At 69.7% G+C, this 23,968-nt stretch carries 20 protein-coding genes and 1 pseudogene; 12 read left to right on the forward strand and 9 right to left on the reverse strand.

Features of this window, described 5'->3' with window-relative positions:
• Positions 1-2: 2 nt before the first annotated feature.
• Positions 3-965, reverse strand: a complete 963-nt coding sequence (locus EIZ44_RS07495) for a hypothetical protein (RefSeq protein ID WP_240014178.1) — start codon at positions 963-965, stop codon at positions 3-5.
• A 366-nt stretch (positions 966-1,331) separates the two neighbouring features.
• Between EIZ44_RS07495 and EIZ44_RS07500 the strand changes: the two genes are divergently transcribed.
• On the forward strand, positions 1,332-1,580 hold the full coding sequence (locus tag EIZ44_RS07500) for a hypothetical protein (protein WP_205670142.1): 249 nt from the start codon (positions 1,332-1,334) through the stop codon (positions 1,578-1,580).
• A gap of 26 nt (positions 1,581-1,606) precedes the next feature.
• Positions 1,607-2,248, forward strand: coding sequence for a dTMP kinase (locus tag EIZ44_RS07505; RefSeq protein WP_134728079.1), 642 nt, complete (start codon positions 1,607-1,609; stop codon positions 2,246-2,248).
• Here the strand turns inward: EIZ44_RS07505 and EIZ44_RS07510 are convergent.
• Positions 2,245-2,817: a TetR/AcrR family transcriptional regulator gene (locus EIZ44_RS07510; protein WP_134728080.1), complete on the reverse strand. Its 573-nt coding sequence runs from the start codon at positions 2,815-2,817 to the stop codon at positions 2,245-2,247. The genes EIZ44_RS07505 and EIZ44_RS07510 overlap by 4 nt on opposite strands.
• Positions 2,818-2,901: 84 nt before the next feature.
• Between EIZ44_RS07510 and EIZ44_RS07515 the strand changes: the two genes are divergently transcribed.
• Entirely contained in the window at positions 2,902-3,804 is a 903-nt protein-coding gene (locus tag EIZ44_RS07515; protein ID WP_134728081.1) for an SDR family oxidoreductase, read from the forward strand.
• On the opposite strand, the gene solA is transcribed toward EIZ44_RS07515, so the two are convergent.
• The 3 genes from solA to EIZ44_RS07530 form a co-directional block, all read right to left on the reverse strand.
• Complete coding sequence (gene solA / locus EIZ44_RS07520; protein WP_134728082.1) at positions 3,794-4,918, reverse strand: N-methyl-L-tryptophan oxidase; 1,125 nt, start codon at positions 4,916-4,918, stop codon at positions 3,794-3,796. The genes EIZ44_RS07515 and solA overlap by 11 nt on opposite strands.
• Entirely contained in the window at positions 4,915-7,152 is a 2,238-nt protein-coding gene (locus EIZ44_RS07525) for an FAD-dependent oxidoreductase (RefSeq protein ID WP_134728083.1), read from the reverse strand. The genes solA and EIZ44_RS07525 overlap by 4 nt, the downstream gene beginning before the upstream one ends.
• 183 nt (positions 7,153-7,335) lie before the next feature.
• Positions 7,336-8,121, reverse strand: coding sequence for an IclR family transcriptional regulator (locus EIZ44_RS07530; protein ID WP_037816581.1), 786 nt, complete (start codon positions 8,119-8,121; stop codon positions 7,336-7,338).
• A 173-nt stretch (positions 8,122-8,294) separates the two neighbouring features.
• Here EIZ44_RS07530 and mtrA point away from each other — a divergent pair, with 173 nt between their 5' ends.
• The 6 genes and pseudogenes from mtrA to secA form a co-directional block, all read left to right on the forward strand.
• Positions 8,295-8,972, forward strand: coding sequence for an MtrAB system response regulator MtrA (gene mtrA / locus EIZ44_RS07535; protein WP_037355684.1), 678 nt, complete (start codon positions 8,295-8,297; stop codon positions 8,970-8,972).
• 7 nt (positions 8,973-8,979) lie between these two features.
• Positions 8,980-10,710, forward strand: coding sequence for an MtrAB system histidine kinase MtrB (mtrB, locus tag EIZ44_RS07540; protein ID WP_134666969.1), 1,731 nt, complete (start codon positions 8,980-8,982; stop codon positions 10,708-10,710).
• The gene (locus EIZ44_RS07545; protein ID WP_037816578.1) at positions 10,707-12,464 is read left to right on the forward strand and encodes an LpqB family beta-propeller domain-containing protein; all 1,758 of its coding nucleotides are present in this window, start codon (positions 10,707-10,709) and stop codon (positions 12,462-12,464) included. The genes mtrB and EIZ44_RS07545 overlap by 4 nt, the downstream gene beginning before the upstream one ends.
• A gap of 191 nt (positions 12,465-12,655) precedes the next feature.
• Positions 12,656-13,171, forward strand: coding sequence for a ComF family protein (locus EIZ44_RS07550; RefSeq protein WP_240691237.1), 516 nt, complete (start codon positions 12,656-12,658; stop codon positions 13,169-13,171).
• A 1,021-nt stretch (positions 13,172-14,192) separates the two neighbouring features.
• Positions 14,193-14,876 carry a ribosome hibernation-promoting factor, HPF/YfiA family gene (gene hpf / locus EIZ44_RS07555; protein WP_037816576.1) on the forward strand — a complete coding sequence of 228 codons (684 nt, stop codon included), beginning with the start codon at positions 14,193-14,195 and terminating at the stop codon, positions 14,874-14,876.
• A 263-nt stretch (positions 14,877-15,139) separates the two neighbouring features.
• Positions 15,140-17,695 (forward strand): annotated as a pseudogene (gene secA / locus EIZ44_RS07560) (preprotein translocase subunit SecA); the annotation flags it as partial.
• Between the two features lie 507 nt (positions 17,696-18,202).
• On the opposite strand, the gene EIZ44_RS07565 reads toward secA, so the two are convergent.
• Positions 18,203-18,682 carry an Rv3235 family protein gene (locus EIZ44_RS07565; protein ID WP_205670141.1) on the reverse strand — a complete coding sequence of 160 codons (480 nt, stop codon included), beginning with the start codon at positions 18,680-18,682 and terminating at the stop codon, positions 18,203-18,205.
• A 169-nt stretch (positions 18,683-18,851) separates the two neighbouring features.
• Here EIZ44_RS07565 and EIZ44_RS07570 point away from each other — a divergent pair, with 169 nt between their 5' ends.
• Positions 18,852-19,235 (forward strand): HAD-IA family hydrolase, encoded by a 384-nt coding sequence (locus EIZ44_RS07570; RefSeq protein ID WP_134728086.1) that lies wholly within the window; start codon positions 18,852-18,854, stop codon positions 19,233-19,235.
• Here the strand turns inward: EIZ44_RS07570 and EIZ44_RS07575 are convergent.
• On the reverse strand, positions 19,228-19,992 hold the full coding sequence (locus EIZ44_RS07575) for a TrmH family RNA methyltransferase (protein ID WP_134728087.1): 765 nt from the start codon (positions 19,990-19,992) through the stop codon (positions 19,228-19,230). The genes EIZ44_RS07570 and EIZ44_RS07575 overlap by 8 nt on opposite strands.
• A 34-nt stretch (positions 19,993-20,026) precedes the next feature.
• Between EIZ44_RS07575 and EIZ44_RS07580 the strand changes: the two genes are divergently transcribed.
• Together EIZ44_RS07580 and EIZ44_RS07585 are read left to right on the forward strand one after the other, a co-directional pair.
• Entirely contained in the window at positions 20,027-21,424 is a 1,398-nt protein-coding gene (locus EIZ44_RS07580; RefSeq protein WP_037816566.1) for a WS/DGAT/MGAT family O-acyltransferase, read from the forward strand.
• Entirely contained in the window at positions 21,421-21,912 is a 492-nt protein-coding gene (locus EIZ44_RS07585) for a DUF6912 family protein (RefSeq protein ID WP_106961329.1), read from the forward strand. Before EIZ44_RS07580 ends, EIZ44_RS07585 begins: the two co-directional genes overlap by 4 nt.
• Positions 21,913-21,971: 59 nt before the next feature.
• Here EIZ44_RS07585 and EIZ44_RS07590 read toward each other — a convergent pair whose 3' ends face one another.
• Together EIZ44_RS07590 and EIZ44_RS07595 are read right to left on the reverse strand one after the other, a co-directional pair.
• Positions 21,972-22,769: an SCO4651 family lipoprotein gene (locus EIZ44_RS07590; RefSeq protein WP_134728088.1), complete on the reverse strand. Its 798-nt coding sequence runs from the start codon at positions 22,767-22,769 to the stop codon at positions 21,972-21,974.
• Positions 22,770-22,921: 152 nt separating this feature from the next.
• A complete protein-coding gene (locus tag EIZ44_RS07595; RefSeq protein WP_037816559.1) occupies positions 22,922-23,818 on the reverse strand; it encodes an SCO4651 family lipoprotein in 897 nt (298 codons plus the stop codon).
• Between the last annotated feature and the right edge of the window lie 150 nt (positions 23,819-23,968).

The following is a 23,968-nucleotide window of genomic DNA, read 5'->3' on the forward strand; positions in this document are numbered from 1 at the left end:
GCTCAGTTCCATTCCACCGCGATGCCGGCCAGCCCTGGCCCGGTGTCGCGGAAATACCCGCTCGTCACGCCGCCGGTGTCGCACGGCAATTCCTCCGCCTCGACCGGCAGCGCGTCGTCGCGGGCGCGGACTTCCCGGGTGATCCGGGCGGGCATCGCGGTGGGCGCGAACTGCAGTTGCAGCAGATAGCTGGCGCATTGGTCGCGCAGCATCCGGTAGTACCCGGGGAACGTCACGGCGGAATTGTCGTGGATTTCGAAGCAGAAAACGTGGATCTCGCCCTCGGCGAGCTTCCGGTCGAAAAGCAGTTCCGTCGCCATCGTCTCGCGGGCGGGATGCCTGCGGATCCGTCCGACGCGGCAGCCTTCCGCGGTGATCAGTTCGACGTCGTCGATCCGGCAGCCGGGGTCGCCGTTGTAGACCGCCACGTACCGGTCCGGTCCGTGCCGCCGCGCGCGGGTGACCAGCCGGGTCCGGAATTTCACCTGATGTTTCTGTTCGTCGATGGTGATCTGGTCGTGCACCGACAGCATCTCCAGGTCGGAGTTCGACTGCCGGGACGCTGGCGCCGCGCCGAGGTCGCTCATCAGCTGTTCGACGATCGCGCCCATCTCGCCCGAGCGCAGGTCGTGGAACGACGCCGCGGCCTGGTGCCCGCGCGGGCGCGCCGTGCGGGGGCCGATCAGCACCACGAGCGAGTCCGCGGGCAATTGCAGCACCGACTCCAGCGCGCGGACCGCGGGCAGCGCCTTCGGCACCTCCGGCTGGCGCAGCCCCCGCTGCCAGTAGCTCAGCGTCGACTGTCCGATGTGGACGCCGCGGAGCGCGAGATGCGCTCGCAGCCGGGCGAGCGACAGGCCGCGATGCGCGATCGCGAGCCGCAGCGCCTGGTGGAATTCACCGGATCGCAGTGCTTCGCCGAGCTCGGGCGGCAGTTCACCCGCGCCGCGCCGGCCAGGTTCCATGATCAGTGGGCCATCCCCGTCTCGTGCCACCGCTGTCCCTTCAACGCCGCCCGTGCGCTGGGCGTGAATGCCGCGGAACGTTCACGTTAGCAGCGCGCGGTAACGGGTCCGGCCCCCGTTTGGTGTGCTTGGCCACGGAAGGGTAACCGTTCCGTGTTCCACCGCGGACCCGGAACACCCTCGTCGCCGGACAGGCATCTTGCTCGGAGTGATCGACCGGTTCACCGTTGTGACCACCACTGGCCACGTCTAGGCGGGAGGTGCGTCATGGGTCTGGGGAAACCGAATCACGTGGGGAGCACTGCCGGGCGGGTCCGGCGGTCCTCGACCACTTGCCGAAGGCACGTCGGACGCTTGCTGCTCCTCGTGGCGTTCACGGGCCTGGCGTTGCCGGTGTCGGCTCCGGGCGCGGGCGCGGCGCAGCCCGCTGACACCGGCAACGCCCACCTTACGGCCGCACCGCGCAGCGAGGTGGTGCAGCGGGACGGCGGCCAGAGCACGCCGGCGCAGCCGCACGGCGACGACTGGATCCCGCTGCTCTGCCTCGCCGGGCTGCTGGTCGCGGTGCCGGTCGGCTACCTCGGCTACGCCCGCGCCCGCCGAGAGACGGCCTGAGCACGCCACCAAGTATCTTCGACGACGTGGGGCGACTGGTCGTAATCGAAGGTCTGGACGGCGCGGGCAAGCGGACGCTGTCCGAGGGGCTGACAGCTGCGCTGCAAGAGGCGGGCGCGAGCGTCGGCAGCCTCGCCTTCCCGCGTTACGGCCGCAGCGTGCACGCCGACCTGGTGCGGGAAGCGCTGCACCGCGGGCACGGCGACCTCGCCGACTCGGTGTACGGAATGGCGTTGCTCTACGCCCTCGACCGCAGCGGTGCGGCCGACGAGATCCGCGCGCTGCTCGCGGCCAACGACGTCGTCCTGCTGGATCGTTACGTCGCCTCGAATGCCGCGTACGCCGCCGCGCGCCTGCGCGAGCACGCCGATGGCGCTGTGGTGCAGTGGGTTTGGGACCTCGAGGTCACGCGGTTCGGGCTGCCCCGGCCGGACGCGCATCTGCTGCTGCGGGTGAGCCCGGAGGTCGCCGCCGAGCGGGCAGTCCGCCGGGCGGAGTCGGACGCGGCGCGGGCGCGGGACGCGTTCGAGTCGGACGACTCGCTGCAGCAGCGCTGCGCCGCGGTGTACGACGAGCTGGCCGTGGCTTCGTGGCTCGCGCCGTGGCATGTGCTGGACGGCGTGGCGGGCGTTGATCTGCCGATGCTGGCGAAGTCTCTGCTCGCTTAACCCAGCGCCGCGGTCGCCTTGCGCAATTCGCTGAGCACTTCGTCGGCCAGCGCCCCGAACTCCCGCCGGTTCCCCGTCTCGACCCAGCGGTGGAAAGCCGTCCCGAACGCGAGGCAGCCCAGTTCCGCGGCGACGCGTGCGGTCGACTCGCTGATTCCGCGTGCCGCGAGTGCGTCGTGCATGGCCTGGACCATCTTGGTGCGCTTGAGCAATTCGCGTTCGAGCAGTTCGCTGTTCGCCGCCACGACCGGCTGCCGCGCCCGGGCCTGAGCCAGCCGCTCGCCGGTGAAAACCGCCGCCGCGGCATCCAATGCCCCGCCGACCGCTTCGAACGGCGTCGCGCCCGCTGGCGTCCCGGCAATGCCCTCGGAAAACAGCCGGGTCAGTACCTCCTGCCCGCCGAACAGCACCTCGCGCTTGTCGGCGAAATGGCGGAAGAAGGTGCGTTTCGTGAGCCCGGCGCGTTCGGCGATTTCGGCGACCGTGGTCTGGTCGTAGCCGCGTTCGGTGAACAGGTCGAGCGCGGCCCGCTCCAAGCGTTGGCGTGCGTTCGGTTCCCAGCGGCCCATGCCGTCCAGTCTAGGTGATGACACCAGATGACATCAGGCGTACGGTGATGGCACTAGGTGTCATCAACTGTGAAAGGACAACTCATGCGGGTTTTCGTCACCGGGGCCAGCGGCCACGTCGGCTCGGCTCTCGTTCCCGAATTGCTCTCCGCCGGACACGAGGTGGTCGGGCTCGCCCGGTCGGACGCCTCCGCCGCGGCGCTCGCCGAACGCGGCGCGCAGGTGCGGCGCGGCGACCTCGACGATCTGGACGGCCTGCGCGAAGCGGTGGCCGAGGCGGACGGCGTCGTGCACTTGGCGTTCAAGCACGACTTGATGGCCAGCGGCGAGTTCGGCGCGGCGGTCGAGGCGGATCTGTCCGCACTGAAAGCGCTTGGTGAGGCTCTCGCCGACACCGGCAAGCCACTGGTCTCGACCTCCGGAACCCTGATGTTCGCCGGGCTCGGCCGCGCTGGCACCGAGGACGACCGGCTCCCCGGCGGCCCGCGCGTGGACGCGGAGAACTACGTGCTCGGGCTCGCTGACCGCGGCGTCCGGTCGTCAGTCGTGCGGCTGCCGCCGTCGGTGCACAGTTCGCTCGACAAGCACGGCTTCGTCCCGACCATGATCCGCTTCGCTCGTGCGGCCGGGGTTTCGCCGTACGTCGGCGAGGGCACCAACCGCTGGTCCGCCGGGCACACGCTCGACGCGGCCCGGCTCTACCGGCTGGCTCTGGAGAAGGCTCCGGCCGGGACGATGCTGCACGCCGTCGGCGACGAAGCCATCTCGCTCCGGCAGATCGCCGAGACGATCGGCGCGCGGCTCGGGGTTCCGGTGAAGTCCATCGCGCCGGAGGAAGCCGCGGCGCACTTCTCGTTCCTGGCGCCGATGGTGCAGTCGGACGCGCCGACGTCCGCCGCGCGCACGCGTGAACTCCTCGACTGGAAGCCGGAACACCCTGGCCTGCTTGAAGATCTCGCCGAAGAGCACTACTTCGCTACGGCGTGAACCTCGCCGGATCGAACAGCGAGATCGGGTGCCGCGTCTCGCCGTCCACCACCAGGTCGGCGAGGATTTCCCCGACCACCGGCACGAATTTGAAGCCGTGCCCGGAAAACCCGGACGCCACGACCACGCGCGGATGCCGCGGGTGCGGGGCGATCACGAAGTGCTCGTCCGGGGTGTTCGTGTAGAGGCAGGTCGCCGCGCGGCGGAAGGTCGCCGGGAGCGTCGGGATCCGGGAGCCGACGACGTCGGCGACCGCGCGTACCTCGTCGTCGTGGATCCGCCGGTCGATCGTGTCGGCGGTGCACGGCGTGCCGCCAAGGTGCACGGCGACTTTGACGCCTTGCGTGGTGTGCGCGGGAAAACCGTAGAACTGGCCGCCTTCAGCGGTTTCCCACAGATAGACGGGATGATCGGTGAACGGCCGCACGTCGGCCGGTTCGAACCAATACTGGACCTGGCGGCGCACCTCGAAATCGACGCCTAGGTCCGCGAGCAGCACGGGTGCCCAAGCGCCGGGGCACAGCACGAGCCGCTCGGCGGTGTAGTAGCTCGAAGCGGTGCCGACGCGCACCCCGGTTTCCGTGGTGGTCCACGTGAACACCTGCTCCTCGTGGTGCAATTCGGCACCGTGGCGCGCGGCGAGTTGCAGGTGTGCGGCGACGCTTCCTTCGGGCGATACGAAACCGGCACCCGGTTCCCACAGCGCCACCTCGTCGTCGGCCGGGGTGATGGTGGGGAACCGGTGCCGGATCTCGGCCGCGTCCAGGATTTCGTGCGGGATGTCGAACTTCTCCGCGGAAAGCGTGCTGCCCGCGATCGTGCGCGACTCTGGCGGTCCGCCCATCACCGCGCCGCAGCGGGTGAACAGCGACCGTCCGGAGTCGCGTTCGAGTTCGTCCCACATCTCGTGCGCGCGCAGCAGCAGCGGTACGTAATCCGGACCTTCGAGGTACGCCTGCCGCGTGATCCGTGAGCCGCCGTGGCTCGAACCGAGGTTGTGCACTGGCGCGAACTGGTCGATCCCGAGCACCTTCTGGCCTCGCTGCGCCAGTCGGTAGGCGGCAGCGCTGCCCATTCCGCCGAGGCCGATCACGATCACGTCGTAGTGCGTCATTCACTGCTCCTCAACGGTTCCGCGGCCACCTTCGCCGCGAGCCGTTTCCCGAAGTACTCGATTTCCACCGGCGTCCGCGGCCTGGCGTCCTCGACGGGAAGCCAGGCGTAGGCGAGGTTTTTGTCGACGGTGTAGCCGTACGCGCCGCTCGTGACGTATCCCGCCGGACGGCCGTCGACGTACACCGGCTCCCGGCCTTGCAGCACCGAGTGCGGGTCGTCGACGGTCAAGCACGCCAGTTTCCGCCGCACCGTCGAGGGAGAACGGTGGAGAAGCGTGTCCCGGCCGAGGAAGTAGCCCTTGTCCATCCGCACCGCGAACCCGAGACCCGCCTCGTACGGATCGTGCTCGGTGGTCACGTCGACGCCGCAGTTCCGGTGGCCCTCCTCCATCCGGAGGCTGCGCAGCGCGTCCTCTCCGGCCGCGACGATCCCGTACGGCTGCCCGGCCGACCAGACCGCGTCCCACAGCGCCCGCCCGAGATCCGCGCCGGTGTGCAGCTCCCAGCCGGGTTCGCCCACGTCAGACCCGCGCAGCACGGTCACCGGCACGTCGCCGACGTACGTCCGCCACGCGCGCGAGTCCGATGTGGACAGTTCGGGCAGCACCTGTTCGGCGAGCGGTCCCCACAAGCCGAGACAGCAGGTACCGCCGGTGGTTTCGCGCAGCTGAACCGAGCCGTCGCCGGGCAGATGACGGCGCAGCCAGGCGACGTCCCGATGATGGTGCGCGGCGACGTGGAACCGCTCGACGCCTAGCCGGGCGACCGTCAGATCGCTGCGGATCCCGCCGTCTTCGCCGAGCAGCAACGTGCTGGTGACCGAACCGGGCGGCCGGTCGAGCTGGTTCGTGGTCATCGTCTGCAGGAACGGCAGCGCGCCGCGGCCGGTGATCTCCAGCCGTCGCCGCGGGGTCAGGTCGAACAACGCCACCCGGCTCCGGGCCGCGACTGCCTCCGCGCGGCTGCCTGACGAATACCGCTGCGGCCGCGCCCAGCCGTCCACCTCGCGGAACTCCGCGCCCAGCGCGACTTCGCGCTCGTAACAGGGCGTGATCCGCACCAGTTCCGTCGCCGGTCGCTGATGGCCCGCCGCCCTCAGGCTCCGCTCCCGCACCCGGCCGGGCGCGAGCTGCAGCCGATCGAACCGGGCGAGGTCGACGGAGTGCAGGTCAAGGTGTGCTTGCCCCTCGATCAGCCAGCGCGTCAGCTCCCGCGCGACCCCGGCGGACCACGCGCAGTCCACCGCTTCGGCGACCCAGAACCCGTCGAGCTCCGGATGTTCGCCCAACAGCGGCAACCCGTCCGGGGTACCCGGGACCAGCTGGCGGACGCCCTCCTCGACCTTCGCGTCGGCGAGCGCCGGCACTAGTCCGAGCGCGGCCGTCCACGACTCCTCGAAGCCCGCCGGAGCGAACTCGGCGTCGGCCTCGACCGGACCCAGTGCGCTGATGCCCAGCCGGTCGACGTGCTCGCGCAGCGACAGCCCGGCTCCGCGCAGGATCGGTTTGTCAGCCTCGGTGAAGTGGTCGTTGTCCCCGGCGAGCTGCGCCAACGGCGTGGTCCGCGCGTGCTCGACGGCGATCGGCACCACCGGCACGGCGAGGTCGACCAGCCGTCCGAACTGAGGCGCGCGTACTCCGGCGCAGGAGATGACCACATCGGCGCGGAACCGATCGGTCGCGGTCGCCACGGCGGTCACCCGGCCCGCCGTGCGCACGATCTCGACAATCTCTTGCCCAGTAAGGAATTTCGCGCCCCGATCCTTCGCGCGGCGGGCCTGGGCGAGCGCCGCGCGGATCGGTTTGACCAGCCCGTCGCCGGGAATGTGCAAGCCGCCGAACACCTTCGCGGAGTCGAGCAGCGGATGCAGTTGCGCGCATTCGCCCGGTTCGCGCAGGTAGCCGCGCACGCCGGACGACGTCGCCCAGCCAAGCCGTTGCCGCAGCCGGGAAAGCTGCTCGGGCGTGGTCGCGAGCTCCAGGCTCCCGACCGGCTGGAAACACCAGCCGCCGTCGACGGTCAGCCCGCTGTACTTCTCCGCGGTGTACTTGGCGAACTCGGACGCCGTGCGGTCGGCGTGCGTGCGGAAGAGCAGCCCCGGTCCGGCCGAGGCGAGCGCCGGTTCCGGTTCGAGGACGGTGACGTCGGTCCAGCCGCGTCCGGTCAGCTCGTCGGCGACCGCGCAGCCGAGGAGCCCGGCGCCGAGCACAACCACCCGCGGTCGCACTGCCATCGCGAGGTACCTCCTGCCTGCCGGCCGTCGCGGACGGCCCGGCTCGGGACGAGACAGGCATGCCGGAACGCCCCCGCCGGGGAACGGACGCGTTGCGGATGGAGATCGATGTTCCGTCTGCTGCAACTCACAAATTGCGGGATCGCGGGCGTGCTGTCAAGAGAGCCGCCGCGGCCGCCGGGGTCACGCGGAAAAGTAGCCGAGCTGAGCGGAAAGCTCCCGGGCCGCTTCCGCCATCGGCGCGACGATCTGCCGGATCCGCTGTTTGGACAGCCGGTAGGACGGACCGGACGCGCTCATCGCCGCGACGACCTCGCCGCCGGGGCCGCGCACCGGCACCGCGACCGCGTGCATGCCCAGTTCCAGCTCCTCGAACGAGGCCGCGTAGCCGTCCTCCGCGACGCGGTCCAGTTCGGCCGCCAGCTCGTCCCGGTCGACCGTGGTCCGCGGCGTGTACTGCTCTAATTCGTGCGCGAGCATCCGCTTGCGCTCGGCGTCGTCCATCGCGGCGAGCAGGACCTTGCCGCTGGACGTGGCGTGCAGCGGCGTGCGCTGCCCGGTCCAGTTCTGCGTGGTGATCGCCGCCGACCCGCGCGCCTGGCTGATGTTGATCGCGACGCCGTCGTCGGCGATCGCGATGTTGACCGTCTCGCCCAGTTCCTCGGCGAGCGACTGGCAGGTCTGCCTGCCGAGCTTCGCCAGGTCCATCCGGCCGGTCGCGGCGCCCGCCAGCCGGACGACGCCGAACCCGATCGCGTACTTGCCGCGTTCGCCCAGCTGCTCGACCAGCCCGTGCGCCTCCAGCACGCTCAGCAGCCGGGACGCGGTGGACTTGTGCACGCCCAGCTCGCCCGCGATCTCGGTGATGCCCGTTTCGCCGTTGCGAGCCAGCAGCTCCAGGACGGTGATCGCCCGGTCGACGGACTGCACCGCGCTTCCCGTTGCGTTTCCCGAGTCCTGGTTCCGCATAGCGCAACAGTAACCGCTCGGCTTCGATCTGTTCGGCTGAGCGGGCGAATCCGGCCGCGGCCGGGCGCCCGAGGCGTCCGGATGGCCCAACTGGGTCGGTGATCTTGATCTTTCCGGTGGTCAAACGCGCGGGTCGTGCGCACGGGTGCGGGAGGTAGTGCGAACATGTGGTCATGAAGGCACGTGTCTTGGTGGTCGACGACGACCCGGCGCTGGCGGAGATGCTCACCATCGTCCTGCGCGGCGAAGGGTTCGACACCGCGGTGGTCGCGGACGGTTCGCGCGCGCTTCCCGCGCTGCGGGAGCTGAAACCGGACCTGGTCCTGCTCGACCTCATGCTGCCCGGCATGAACGGCATCGACGTGTGCAAAGCGATCCGCGCCGAGTCCGGCGTGCCGATCGTCATGCTCACCGCGAAGAGCGACACCGTGGACATCGTGCTCGGGCTCGAGTCCGGCGCCGACGACTACGTGGTCAAGCCGTTCAAGCCGAAGGAACTCGTCGCCCGCGTGCGCGCCCGGATGCGCCGCACCGAGGCCGAGCCCGCCGAATCGCTCACCATCGGCGATCTCGCGATCGACGTTCCCGGACACGAGGTCACCCGCGACGGCAAGGCGATCCCGCTGACGCCGCTCGAGTTCGATCTGCTCGTGGCGCTGGCCCGCAAGCCGCGCCAGGTGTTCACCCGCGAGGTGCTGCTCGAACAGGTGTGGGGCTACCGGCACGCGGCCGACACCCGGCTGGTGAATGTGCACGTCCAGCGCCTTCGCTCGAAGGTGGAGAAGGATCCGGAGCACCCTGAGGTGGTGCTGACGGTGCGCGGGGTCGGGTACAAGGCCGGCCCGCCGTGATTGTGCGATGACCGGTTTCGCGGGGCGGCTTCGCGCCGCCGCCCGCGCCACGGCTCGGCTTTCGGCCCGGGTCGTGGTTTTCGCACGCCGCCGCGCGGTGGCGTTCAACGAGCTGTGGAAGCACTCGCTGCAGTTCCGCGTCACGATCTCGACGCTCGCGCTGTCCTCGGCCGTGGTGTTCGTGCTGGGCATGGTCCTGCAGAACCAGATCACCGAACGGCTGCTGGACACCAAACGCCGCGCCGCGATCGAGCAGACCCAGGCGCTGGCCGACACCGCCACGCGCGAACTGGTCGGGATCGGCGGCGAGTCCCCGGAGGCGCTGCACACGCGCCTGCAGAACGCGCTCAAGAAGATCTCGACCACGTCCTCGTCGCGCGCGGGTTCCACCGCGGGCACCTTCGAGCCGGTGCTGGCCAGCGTCGGCCGCGGCCAGTCGGACGCCGACCCGGTGTACGTCGGGCCGTTCCCCGCGGTGCCGGAGCGGCTGCGCCAGTTCGTCGAGGCCGACCATCTCGCCCGGCTTGAGCACACTGTCGACGAGAACGGCGTCCGGACCACTTACCTGATCGTCGGCACTCCGCTGTCGACCGCGGCCAGTCCGCTGCAGCTGTACTTGCTGTTCCCGCTGACCAGCGAGCAGACCACTGTGTCGACAGTGCAGAACACGTTGTTCGTCGCCGGGATCGTGCTGCTGCTGTTGCTCGCCGGCATCACGAACCTGGTGGTCCGGCAGGTGGTGCGGCCGGTCCGGCAAGCCGTCGCGGCGGCCGAGCAGTTCGCCGGCGGAGACCTCGACCAGCGGCTCGCCGTCGTGGGCGAGGACGACCTCGCCAAACTCGCGGTGTCCTACAACAGCATGGCGGCCAGCATCCAGAACCAGATCCGCCAGCTCGAGGAATTCGGCGGTCTGCAGCGCCGGTTCACCTCCGACGTGTCGCACGAGCTGCGCACCCCGCTGACCACCGTGCGGATGGCCGCCGACGTGCTGCACGCCTCCCGCGAGCAGTTCCCGCCCGGCCTCGCCCGCTCGACCGAACTGCTGGTCGACGAGCTCGACCGGTTCGAGGCGCTGCTGGGCGACCTGCTGGAGATCAGCAGGCTCGACGCGGGCGTCGAGGAGCTGTCGGCGGAGTACATCGACGTGCGGCCGATCGCGACGCGCGCGGTCGAGCAGGTGCGGGTGCTCGCCGGGACCGCGGGCAGCGCGGTCGAACTGGTGTTGCCGGACGAGGACACCTCCGCCGAGGTGGACGCGCGGCGCATCGAACGGATCCTGCGCAATCTGCTCGCCAACGCCGTCGACCACAGCGAGGGCAAACCCGTGGTGCTGACGGTCGCGGTGAACGAGTCCGCGGTCGCGATCACCGTCCGGGACTACGGCGTCGGCCTGCGGGCGGGGGAGGCCGACCTGGTGTTCAACCGGTTCTGGCGCGCCGACCCGTCGCGCAACCGGCGCACCGGCGGCACCGGGCTCGGCCTCGCGATCAGCCAGGAGGACGCGCGGCTGCACGGCGGCGTCCTCGACGCGTGGGGCGAGCCGGGACACGGCGCGTGCTTCCGGCTCGTGGTGCCGCGCCGGCAAGGCGTGCCGATCGCGGACAGCCCGCTGGTGCTGCCGCCGCCGGACGCCGTTTCGGAGATCACGCTGTCGCCGTCGTCGGTCGCCGAACTGCATCCCGCGCCGGAGGCGATCCTCGCCGATCCGGCGCCGGACCGGGAGGAGGTCGGTCAGTGAGGCGAGTGCTCGTCCTTCTCGCCTGCGCACTGGTGCTCGTGAGCTGCGCGAACGTTCCGCAGGAATCGCTGCCGGTCGTGGTGTCGGTCGAAAAGGCGCCCCAGCAGGCCAACAACGCGCCGGAACCGCCGGCCAACGCCGAACCGCTCGACATCGTGCGGCTGTTCATCAAGGCCAACGCCGATCCGCGGTCGGGCAACGCGGCCTCGCGGGCGTTCCTCGACGACAAACAGCGCGGCGCGTGGCGGCCGAACCGCTCGTTCACGATCATCGACAAGACCTTCAGCACGGTCTACGACCCGACGGCCAGCACCGGCGCCACCACGACGCCCACTCCGTCGTCGACCGCGCCGGACCCGAACGTTCGCACGGTCACCGTGCGCGGTTCGGTGCTCGGCACGCTGAGCGCGGATTCCGCGTTCATCCCCGGCAGCGGTCCCGCCGAACAGACTTTCCAGGTGCGCAAGCAGGCCGACGGGCAATGGCGGATCTCCAGCCCGCCCCCGCCGGTGCTGCTGGTGACCGACGACGAGTTCGACGGCAACTACAACCCGGTCGTGGTGAGCTTCTACTCGCCCGACTCCGGATCCTTCGCGCCGGACCTGCGCTACGTTCCGGCGAAACCGCAGTCGGGCATGCCGGGCCGGGTGATGGACCTGATCCTCCAGGGCCCGTCCGCCGGGCTCACCGGTGCGGTGAAAAACCTGTTCGGCGACGGGGTGTCGCTCGAAAACAACGTGAAGAACAACGACGACGGCTCGCTGACCGTGCAGCTGAGCGGGCTCACCGGCGTCGGCGCGGACACGCGGTCGCTGATCGCCGCGCAGATCGTGCTGTCCATGCAGACGGTCACGTCCACGCGGATCCGGCTGCTCGCCGACGGCGCGCCGCTCGTGGCCGGTCACGAATACTGGCGCAGCACCGATTTGCCCTCGTACAACGCTTCCTCGTCGCCGAACGGGCTGATGACGGTCGGCGGCCGGGTCCGCTCGCTCAGCGACGGTGCGCCGATCCCGGGCGCGGTGGGCAACGGCGCGTACCCGGTGGTGAGCGCGGCCGAGTCGATCGACGGCAAACGCCTCGCGGTGGTCGAGCAGGACGGCGACCGCGTGCGGCTGCGCATCGGCGACCTCGGCCGCGACCTGCCGACGGTCGACCTCGGCGGCGGTTCGCTGAGCCGCCCGACCTGGCGTCCGGCTCAGGCCGGGGCCGGGCCGTCGAACGAGGTGTGGACGGTCGTCGACCATTCGATCATCGCGCGGATGGTCCTCGACCCGAACGGCCACTGGCTGCGCCAGAGCGTCAACGCGAACGACCTGCTGGCGCTGGGGTCAATCGGCGTCCTGCGGCTTTCCCGGGACGGCGCCCGCGTGGCCGCGACGGTGAACGGCCAGCTGGTCGTGGCGTCGGTGGTGCGCAGCGGCGACACGGTCACCTTGCGCGAGCCGCGGGTGCTGCAGCCCGGCGTGCTCACCGACGTGCTGGACGTGGACTGGGGCTCGACGCCGGACACCCTGGTGGCCGCGACGTCCTCGCCCTCGCAGCCGGTCCAGCGGCTGTCGATCGACGGACGGCGGATGGACGCTTACAACAGTTCCAACCTGACCGCGCCGGTGCGGGCGGTCGCGTCCGCCCCGAGCCAGCCGATCGTGGTCGCGGACGCCGGGGGTCTGTGGACGGCGACCGAGTTGGGCGAGGTGTGGCGGCCGCAGGCGCACTCGATGCAGAACGCGGATCCGTTCTATCCGGGGTGATTTCCGGGCTCCGGTGCTCGCGCGGCCGAAAACTGTCGGTGGTCGGGTGCACACTCGGAGTCATGTTGCTGAGACTGCTCTTGAACCTGCTCCTGCCGACCTACTGCGCAGGCTGTGAAACCCGCGGCGCGCCCGTGTGCGCCGGATGCTCCACGACGTGGGGGTCCCCCACTGCGGTATTCCGCGCGCCTTTGGCAGCGTTGGTCCCCGCCTACGCCTTGGCTCGCTACACGGGTGCCGCCAAGCGGATCTTGATCGCCTGCAAGGAACGCCGCCGTCGGGACGTGGCCCCGTTTTTGGGCCGGGTACTGGCGGCCGGGCTGACGGCGTTGCCTTCCGGCGGTCCTCGCGCCAGTCCTTGGTGCCTGGTTCCAGCGCCGAGCCGCCGGATCGCTTCGCGGGTGCGCGGCGGTCCGCACGTCCAGCGAATCGCCTCGGAAGCCGCTCGGCTGACGGGAGCGTATGTCGCGCCTGCCCTGGTGCTGAAGGGCGGCCGGGACGCGGTCGGGCTGAGCCGGGCGGAACGGACGGCCAATCTGGAGGGACGGCTGCGATTCGCCGAGGCAGGGCGTCCGCCGCCGGGCACGCGGGTCGTGGTGGTGGACGACGTGATCACCACAGGCGCCACGTCCGCCGCATGCGTCACGGCGTTGAAAAACGCGGGCGTGCCGGTGGTGGCGGTGCTGGCCCTGCTGGCGACAGTCTGAAGGGAGCCTGTCCCACGTTGAAAGGCGGCCTGTCCCACTTCCGAAACCTGAACGTGCCCTGGCCGTGGGCGAATCCGGCACCCGGATGCGCCTTGGCCTTGCGCGAATCGGGAACCTGAGCGCGCTCTGGCCGTGCGTGTATCGGGAACCCGGGCGTGCTCTGGCCGTGCGCGATTCCGGAACCCGAACGTGCCTTGGCCGTGCGCGAATCGGGGGCTCGAGCGTGCTCTGGCCGTGCGCGAATCTGGAACCCGGAGGCGTCCTGGCCGTGCACGAATCGGGAACCCGAGCACGCCCTGGCCGCCCGCGAATCCGCCGCGCGCCCCAGTTCGGCGAGCTCGGAAACCGAAATCCGGTTACGCGGAAACCGATCCTCCACTCCGTGTCCGGCCAAAACGGAACGATTCCAAAAACCGTCCGCCCGAAAACGTCCGTCCGCTTTCTCGCCGGGGAGGCAACTCGCGTTCGCATGCCCACTACCGCCAGGTGTCACCTACACGAGTGATGTCAAGAGGGAACCTCCTGTCCTCGTCGCCCGTTGTCGGGGCATGAGGGTCGAGGCCGGAATCACCCCCGCGACGGGGCAGTCCACCGAGGTGGCGGCTGTGCTGCAGGGGCCGGTCACCCTCGGCGTCCGAGGTGCCGCTCTGTTGAGCCGTCCGCGTGAAACTTGGGCACGCGCGCTCGGCCTTCCGAGCGGCGGTTCCGGGCTGCGCACGCATGATTCACTGCGCCCCGTGACGAGTTCCCGGATCGTGACATCCCCCGGCTCGGGGGCTGTTGCGGACGGCGTGATGAAGCTAACGTGCTCCGCTATCAGCAATACCCGCAGGCAGGGAGGTGTGCAGCCCATGTCCCTGGCGCCGGCGGCCCGCTGAGTCCGCGTTCGCGCTACCGCCACGAGACGTCGTGATCCGGTCGCGAATTCTTTATCAGCCCGCCGAACCCGTGCAGTAGCCGTTCAGTACCGGTGCCGTGAGAACACAACAGCTCGCAGTTTCCTCAGCGAGGGAGGTCGTGTATGGACATCGTCGTTAAGGGCCGCAACGTGGAGGTGCCCGAGCATTACCGGGCGCTTGTCAGCGAAAAGCTGGCCCGCCTTGAGCGCTACGACAAGAAGGTCATCCGCTACGACGTGGAGCTCTTCCACGAGCCCAACCGCAGGCAGGCCAAGAGCTGCCAGCGCGTCGAGATCACCGGGAAGGGCCGCGGTCCGGCTGTTCGCGCGGAAGCGAGCGCAGCCGACTTCTACGCAGCGCTCGACTCCGCCGTCACCAAGCTGGAAAACCGGCTCCGGCGGACACACGACCGCAGGCGCGTGCATTACGGACGCAGCCGTCCGGAGTCGGTCGCCGAGGCGACCTCGATGGTCGGCGGATCCGATGCCGTCGCCGGGCCCGCCATGGGCACGGCCGTCCTGGACGCACCCGACGCGACCGAACCCATGGTGAACGGTTTCGCGGCGACGAGTGCGGGCGACATTCCCCGGCAGGGGCGCTGGGAAGACGAGGACCTGGGCCATCAGCCCGGCCGCGTCGTCCGCGAGAAGCAACACGACGCGGATCCCATGACGGTGGACCAGGCTCTCTACGAGATGGAGCTGGTCGGCCACGACTTCTACCTGTTCAACGACTCCGAGGCCGGCCGGCCGAGTGTCGTCTACCGGCGAAAGGGCTTCGACTACGGCGTGATCCGGCTGGGCTGATCCAGCCAGGGACAAACCGCACCGGCGGCCCGCACGCGAACGCGTGCGGGCCGTCCGCGTGCCCGGAGCACGACCCGCGGCACGACCTTCGTCGGGACCTGTGCAAACCTTCCGTGACCTTCTGCGACGACGTGCGTGCGCGGACCAGGCCGCGTTCCCTACGATGGGGGAGACGGCGGCGGCGCACACGGGCGCCAGCCGTGGCGATTTACTGCCCGGGAACGGCCTGGGCGCGATCATGATCAGCTAGTGAGGTCGACCGGATGGTGCTGAACCGCCTGCTCCGCGCGGGCGAGGGCAAGATGGTGAAGCGGCTGCGCAACATCGCCGATCACATCAACACCCTCGAAGACGACGTGAAGGACCTGTCGGACGCCGAACTGCGGGCCAAGACCGACGAGTTCCGCGAGCGGTACGGCAAGGGCGAATCCCTGGACGAACTGCTGCCGGAGGCCTTCGCCGTCGCGCGGGAAGCCGCGCACCGGGTGCTCGGCCAGCGGCCGTACGACGTCCAGCTCATGGGCGGGGCCGCGTTGCACCTCGGCCAGGTCGCCGAGATGAAGACCGGCGAGGGCAAGACGCTGACCTGTGTCCTCGCGGCCTACCTGAACGCCATCCCCGGGGACGGCGTGCACGTCGTCACCACCAACGACTACCTCGCCAAGCGCGACGCCGAGTGGATGGGCCGCATCCACCGCTTCCTCGGTCTCGAGGTCGGCGTCATCGTCGCCGAGCAGGACCCGCAGGAACGGCGCAAGCACTACAACGCCGACGTCACCTACGGCACGAACAACGAGTTCGGCTTCGACTACCTGCGCGACAACATGACCTGGTCGCTCGACGAATGCGTGCAGCGCGGGCACAACTTCGCGATCGTCGACGAGGTCGACTCGATCCTCATCGACGAGGCGCGCACCCCGCTGATCATCTCCGGCCCGGCGGACCAGTCGTCGCGGTGGTACGTCGAGTTCGCCCGGCTCGCGCCGCTGATGCAGGGCATCGACACCACCACGATGGGCACGCGCGAGCGGGTCGAGAAGGCCAACCTGATCAACTCGAAGTACCACTACGAGACGGACGTCCGGAAGCGCACTGTCGCGGTCACCGAGAAGGGCGTCCGGTTCGTCGAGGACCAGCTCGGCATCGAGAACCTGTACGAGGCGGCGAACACCCCGCTGGTCGGCTACTTGAACAACGCGTTGAAGGTCAAGGAGCTCTACCACAAGGACAAGGACTACATCGTCCGCGACGGCGAGGTCATGATCGTCGACGAGTTCACCGGGCGCATCCTGGTGGGCCGCCGCTACAACGAGGGCATGCACCAGGCGATCGAGGCCAAGGAAGGCGTCGAGATCAAGGCGGAGAACCAGACGCTCGCCACGATCACGCTGCAGAACTACTTCCGGCTCTACAAGAAGCTGTCCGGCATGACCGGTACCGCCGAGACCGAGGCGGCCGAGTTCCACCAGACCTACAAGCTCGGCGTGGTGCCGATCCCGACGAACCGGCCGATGGTCCGCGCGGACCGCGCCGACCTGATCTACAAGAACGAGCAAGCCAAGTTCGAGGCCGTCGCCGAGGACATCGCCGAACGGCACGAAAAGGGCCAGCCGGTGCTGGTCGGCACCACGAGCGTGGAGAAGTCCGAGCACCTGTCGAAGCTGCTGCTCAAGCTGGGCGTGCCGCACGAGGTGCTGAACGCGAAGTACCACAACAAGGAAGCGCTGATCGTCGCGCGCGCCGGCCGGAAGGGCGCGGTCACCGTCGCCACGAACATGGCGGGCCGCGGTACCGACATCGTGCTCGGCGGCAACCCGGACATCATGGCCGACGAGGTGCTGCGCGAGCGCGGCCTCGACCCGGTCGAGCACTCCGAGGAGTACGAGGCCGCGTGGCCGAAGGTGCTCGAGGAGATCAAGGAAGAGGCGCGCGCCGAAGCCGACGTCGTCCGCGAGGCGGGCGGGCTGTACGTGCTCGGCACCGAGCGGCACGAGTCCCGGCGCATCGACAACCAGCTGCGCGGTCGTTCCGGACGGCAGGGCGACCCCGGCGAATCGCGGTTCTACCTGTCGCTGGGCGACGACCTGATGCGCCGGTTCAACGCGGTGCTGGTCGAACGCATCATGACCACCATGCGGCTGCCGGACGACGTGCCGATCGAGCACAAGATGGTCTCCAAGGCGATCAAGAGCGCGCAGACCCAGGTCGAGCAGCTCAACATGGAGACCCGCAAGAACGTCCTCAAGTACGACGAGGTCATGAACGAGCAGCGCAAGGTGATCTACGCCGAGCGCCACCGCGTGCTCGAGGGCGAGGACCTGCGCGAGCAGATCGAGCACATGATCGTCGACGTGGTGAAGGCGTACGTCTCGGGCGCGACCTCCCAGGGCTACGCCGAGGACTGGGACCACGAGCAGCTGTGGACCGCGCTGAAGACGCTGTACCCGGTGAGCCTCGACTGGGACGACCTGATCGAGGACGGCGACCTCGACGCGGAATCGCTCAGCCAGGCGCTGGTCGACGACGCGCTCGACGCGTACGCCAAGCGCGAGGCCGAGATCGACGAACTGGTCGGCGAGGAAGGCTCGATGCGCCGCCTCGAGCGCCAGGTCATGCTCACCGTGCTGGACCGCAAGTGGCGCGAGCACCTCTACGAGATGGACTATCTCAAGGAGGGCATCGGCATGCGGGCGCTCGCGCAGCGCGACCCGCTGATCGAGTACCAGCGCGAGGGCTTCGACATGTTCCGCGCGATGCTCGACTCGCTGAAGGAGGAGGCCGTCGGCTTCCTGTTCAACCTTCAGGTCGAGCGCGCCGAGCCGGAAACCGTGCAGCAGCCGGAACCGTCGGCGCTCCCGGGCGGAGTCACGTCCGCGACCGCCGCGGCGGCGGGCGCCTTCGGCAACCAGGGCGAGGACGAGGGCAAGCACGCCCGCCCCGCCCCGCCGCAGCCGCCGGCCACCGACTCCGATTCGGTCCCGTCCGCCTTGCGCGGCAAGGGCCTCGGCGGCGGTGTCCAATCCGGACTGACCATGTCCGGCCCCTCCGAGGGCGGCGGCGTCGAGTCCCATTCGGACAGCGCGAACGACGCGGACGCCGGAGCCGCGGGCGGCACCCGCCGCGAACGCCGGGCCGCCGAGCGGGCGCAGGCGAAGAAGGGCAAGAAGGGCCCGCGTCGCTGACGCGTGCCTAACTCCGTCCACTGTGGACGGTATCGACTGAGAACGGCAGCACGAGAACGCTCGTGCTGCCGTTCTTTTTGTCTCCACAGTGGACTTGCTGCAGGATCCCTGTCCTAATCTTCAGGACACGTGTCCCACTGGGAATCAGGCCACTGAGGACCGACCAGCCTGCGCGATCTCGGCGCGCGGTGCGAGCACGTGAAACCGCGTGCACACCCACCCCGTCCGCGTGCGCTCGAACCGGGCCGCCAACGCCAGCACCCGGGGTCCGGAGTGGATGATCGTGCTGGTCTCCAACGCGGTCTCGGCCGGACGGCAGACGCGCAACTCCCCGGCGACGTGATGGCGGATGCCCGGCATCAGCCCTTGACTGCTGAGCCGGGAAAACAACGCCTCGTCCACGAGCGGACGGATCTGCCCGGCCGCCCGCCGCCCGGCGAGGACTTCGAGGATGGCGTTGAGCCGCTGGCTCAGCCTCTGCCCGGTAGGCGGATCGGCAAGCCGCACCAGCCGATGCCCAGCAGGCGGCAGTTCGTGCGGCGACGGCCACCGACCGCGCCGATGCCTGCGCCGCCCCTTGACCTCCGGGACCGCAGCCAGCGGCCGGAGGCTGTGGTTCGTCATTGAGTTCCCTCCCCGAAACATGGACGTCCACCCGCGGATTAGTGCGTCCGGGGGCCGGGGGATGGGACGTTGAGTGCCTGATCCGGCGAAAAGGGCAGATTGGCGCAGACGGGATGAGCTTGATGCGCTAAAGGGCCGGACCGCCCGAACAAACAGTTAGGCTGGCGAAGTGCTGAAAGGCTTGCTCGTCGACTACGCCGGAGTCCTAACCGACCCGGACGCCGCGCTGCTCTACGAATACCTCCGCGACGCCCGCGAGAACGGAACCCGCACCGCGCTCGTCTCGAACGCACCCGGAGCCGATCCTGGGGTGAAAACTGAGCTGGCGCAATACTTTGACGCCCTCGTCTTCTCCGGCGAGGTCGGCGTCGCCAAGCCGAACCGCGAGATTTATCTTGTCGCGGCTGAGCGGATCGGGCTGGCCGCGCCGCGGTGTGTGTTCGTGGACGACGCCGAGCGGAACGTGCGTGGGGCGGTCGCCGCGGGCATGGTTGGCGTGCACCATCGCAGCATCGCCGAGACTCTCGACGAGCTGGCCGCGTTGTTCAGTTGACCCCGCGTCGCACCAGCTCGAACGACAGCACGGCAGCGGCGGCGGAGACGTTCAGTGATTCGACGTCGCCGGGCATCGGGATGGACAACCACTCAGTCACCAGGTCGGCAACTGCCTCGCCGACGCCTTCGGTTTCGCCGCCCAGCACGAAGGCCGAGCGCTGCGGCAGCTCCGCGTCGAATACCGAGGTCGACGCTGAGGCACCGAGTGCGAACAGGCTGTATCCGGCTTCCACCAGCATTTCCGCCGCCTCGCGCGCCGATCCGCAGCGCAGTACCGGTGCCCGGAAGGCAACGCCCGCTGAGGATTTCACCACCATCGGATCCAGTGCGGCGACGCCCCGGCGCGGCACGATTACGCCCGACAGGCCGGCGGCCGTCGCGGTGCGCAGGATCATTCCGACGTTGGCCGGCGTAGTGATGCCGTCCAGGAGCAGCAGCCGAGCGGGTGGGCGGCGGTCGTCGAGGGCCGCGGCGAGGGCGCGCATTCGCGGCGCGACGACGTCGGCCAGTACGCCCTGGTCTTGTTTTCCGTTGCCGGCCAGCACTTTCACCCGGTGTGCGCTCGCTCGCTGCACGGGCACCCCGGCGGCTTTCGCGGCGCGCTGGATTTCCGCGGCGGCGGGGCCGCGTGCGGTGTCGGCGAGGATCACCTTGTCCACGCGCAGATCCGGATCGCCCAGCGCCTCCAGCACGGGTTTGCGCCCGTAGACGGTCAGGAAGCGGTCTTTCGGCGAACCCGCCAGCTCATCACCCACACCGGCCAGTCTCGCATTGTGTAAGGATCGGCTCATGCCCGACCGCCTGTCCGCGCTGGACGCCTCGTTCCTGTACGTCGAGGACCAGACGACGCCGATGCACGTCGGGGGTGTGGCGATCTTCGAACGGCCGTCGTCCGGGTTCACCTACGAGCAGGTCCTCGACCTCGTCGCCGCGCGGCTGGCGTTCCTGCCCCGCTACCGCCAGCGCGTGCTCGGCGTGCCGGGGCACCTCGCGCGCCCGGTGTGGGTGGACGACGTCGACTTCGACCTGAACTACCACGTCCGCCGCTCCGCGCTGCCCCAGCCGGGCAGCGACGACCAGCTGTTCGACCTGGTCGCGCGGCTGATGTCGCGCCGGCTCGCGCCGGAACGCCCGTTGTGGGAGGCGTATTTCGTCGAGGGGCTGGCCGGTGACCGGGTCGCGATGGTGACGAAAACGCACCAGTCCGTTGTGGACGGTGTCGGCACGATCGACCTCGGCCAGCTCATCCTCGACGAGACTCCCGAACCGCCCGAGCCGTTCGAGGACATGTGGGCGCCGCGGCGCGAGCCCAGCCGTGCGCAGCTGGTGCTCGACGCGATGAGCGAGACCGTGCAACGGCCCGGCGAGCTGATCGAAAACGTGCGCTCCATCGCCGGTGACGCGGTGACCACGGTGAGCAAGGCCGTCGAGACGCTCGGTGGCGTCGCGGCGACGATCACCCGACCCGCGCCGCCCGGGCCGTTGAACGTCCGGGTCTCCGGCGGCCGCGTGTTCTCGGTCGTGCGCACGCGGCTGGAGGATTTCCGCAAGATCCGCGCGGACCACGGGGGCACGGTCAACGACGTCATCCTCGCCGCGATCACCGGTGCGCTGCGGGAATGGCTGCTGTCGCGCGGGGAGCACCTCACGCCGACCGAGACCGTGCGCGCGCTCGTGCCGATGGCGGTCACCGACGCCGAAACGGCCGAGTTCGCGACTCCTGCGCTGGTCGGCAACGAGGTCGCGGCCTACCTGATCGACCTGCCGGTCGGCGAGCCGAGCGCGGTGCTGCGGCTGCAGCACATCGGCCACGCGATGGCCGAGCACCTGAATTCGGGAAGATCGGTGGCCGCGCGCGGGTTGCTGAAGGTGAGCGGGTTCGCACCGGCGACGCTGCATTCGCTCGGCGCTCGGGCGGGCGGATCGCTGTCCGGGCGGATTTTCAACCTGATGATCACGAATTCGCCGGGGCCGCAGGTGCCGATGTATGCCGGAGAGGCGAGACTGGTGGAGATGTTCCCGGTGATGCCGCTGATGCGCACGCAGGCGCTGGCGATCGGGGTCACCTCCTACCACGGCGGTGTCTACTTCGGACTCAACGGCGACCGCAAGGCCGCGTTCGACGTCGGGCTGCTCGGCGGGATGATCGAAGAAGCACTGGAAGAGCTGAAGGGTGCGCACTGGTGAGGGTTTATCTGCCTGCGACGATCGCGATGCTGCGCGACCTGGAGGCCAATGGCGAGTTCCGCGCTCGCAGCGGCACCGGTTTCGCGCTGACGCCCGCCCTGCGCGAGGCGTACGCGAGCGGTTCCGACGAGGAACTGGAATACGCGGCGTTGCTGGACGCGGCCCGTGCGTCGCTGCGCCTGATCGCCGCTGAGGAAAAGGCCGAACCGCGGCGGGCCGTGGTCTCGGTGGACGTCGACGACGCGACGCTGCGGCCGGACCTGGACGCGGCCGTCGTGCGCCTCGCGGGTCCGGTGCCGAAGTCCCAGATCGCGGCGATCCACGTGGACTCGGCCGAGGCCGAGGAAGCGGTGGCCGCCGCGGCGGCGGTGATCGACGCCGCTGACCTCGGCGACGAGGACGCTGAGTTCACCCTCGGCGACGCCGAAGACCACGAGCTGGCCTGGTACGCGCTGCAGGAGCTGCCCTTCCTGCTCGAACTGCTTTAGCGGTCCGTGAAGGACTCCTTGCGGGAATCAGATTCCCGGAAGGAGCCCTTCACGGCACGTCAGCCGCCGGTGAGGACGCCGATCTCCGCCGGGGCGGGGGCGTTCACGGTGACCGGGGAGTTCCAGTCCGTGTAGTGCGCCTTGACCGTGGCGACGCCGGTCTGCCCGGTGGCTTGCATGACCGGCGTCAGGTCCAGGACCAGCTGCATCGGCCGGTGCTGCGGGTCCAGCCAAAGGTCGAACGGGACCGTCTTGCCGCGGTCGCCGAGCCGGGTCAGTGCTTCGGCGGGAAGCCCACCGGGCAGTTCCGAGCCGAGTTTCCCCAGGTCGACGGTCAGGCGATAGTGCTCGGCCGAGGCTCCGTCGAGGGTGGTTTGCTCGCTGGACGCCACGGTTCCCGCCGTGCGGACCTGCGCCAGGGTGCGCGCCGGGTCGTTCTGCTCGGCCAGTTGCGCCAGGCTTCCGCCCAGCACCTGCGAGAGCGGATCGGTGCCGTCCGGCGACACCTTCACCCACGCTTTGTGGTCGCTGACCTGGTCTCGCGCGCTTTCCGGCACCTTCGCGTACAGCGTCTTGTCCACCAGGCGCAGTTCGATCGGCTCGCCGACGTAGTCCGTCGTCATCGAGAGCGACGTTCCAGCGGGGTCGAATTTCGCCTGGCCCTGGCCGTGGGACACGAGGGTGCCGGTGGTGACGTCAGCGGTGAACTTCGCGGTGTGCCCGGCCAAGGTCGCGGCCGAAGCGGCGTCCGCGAGCGCGCGGGCGTCGGTGAAGCGTTGCGGTTCCGGGGTGCTGGAACAACCCGCCGAGGCGATCGCCAGCAGCGCGGCGACACCCGCCACGGCCGTCCTGCGCATCCGAAAACCCTCTCTGACCGGCCGTAAAGTGCCTCAAGCCAAGCACAACGGGCGGGTCCGCCCCGTTCGGGGGAACGCGTGCTACCGGCAGTAGCGCACAAAAAACGGGCCCCGAGCCGGAGTGGCTCGGGGCCCGCGAAGAGCGGCGGGGGTCAGCGCCCCATCTTCTTCATGAGCTCGCCGAAGTCGGTGACCTGGTCGGCGGGCGGCGCGGTCACGTCGACCGGCTTGCCCCAGTCGCTGTACTTGACGTCGATCTTGCCGCCGGCCGCGGCCGCGGCGGGCGAGCCGGTCGAGGCGCCGAGCTGCTTCATCATTTCCGTCTGGTCCATGGTGATCTGCACCGGAAGCTGGTCCTTGTCGATCCAGATCTCGGCCGGGATCTGGATGCTCTTGCCCTCGAGCATCTTCTTCATCTGGGTCTTCACTTCTTCGGGCATGCCCTTGGCGTAGGTCTCCATGGACTTGCTGACGTCCAGCTCCACCTTGTAGTGGTTGACCTTCTCGCCGTTCAGGTCGACCTGGTCGGCCGAGACGATCCGGCCCGCCTTCGAGACCTGGTCGAGGATCTGGGTCGGGTCGCTCTGCTGGGTCGACTGCGACATCATCTTGCTGAACGACTGCGACATCGGGTCGGTGGCGTCCGGCGAGATCTTCAGCCACGGCTTGTCGCTGCCGAACTGCTTGGACTGCGAGGCCGGGACCTTCATGTAGAGGGTCTTGTCGACGTAGCGCATTTCGGTGGGGCCCTGCGGGCTGTCCATCGTCATGGCCATGGCCGAGTTCTCGCCGTCGAAGCGCATCGAGCCTTCGGCCTTCTGGCCCATCATTTCCATCGTCATCTTCGCCGACTTGGCCTTCTCCGTGCCCTGCTTGGCCGCGTCGGCCAGCTTCAGCGCGTCGCTGAACGGCGACGCCAGGCCGGACCCGCCGTCCTTGGACTGCCCGGCCGGGGACGCGGTGCCGTTCTCGGCGCTCGAGCCGCAGCCCGTCAGCACCAGCGCCAGCGCCGCACCTGCGGCGACAGCGAACGTCGTGGTCTTGCGCATGGTTCTCCCCCTAGGAAGGAATCGGTCTTTCACCTGCGTTGCCGCCGGCTGCCTTCGCGGCCGCGTCCTTGCGGTCCGGCGCGCGGGGCGACTCCGCGAGGTTGCTTCTGAGACGCCGTCCGGCGGGAAAAGGTTCCCTCCGCCGGAGAG

The sequence above is a fragment of the Amycolatopsis nivea genome (assembly GCF_004522235.1).
Lineage (GTDB): Bacteria > Actinomycetota > Actinomycetes > Mycobacteriales > Pseudonocardiaceae > Amycolatopsis > Amycolatopsis nivea.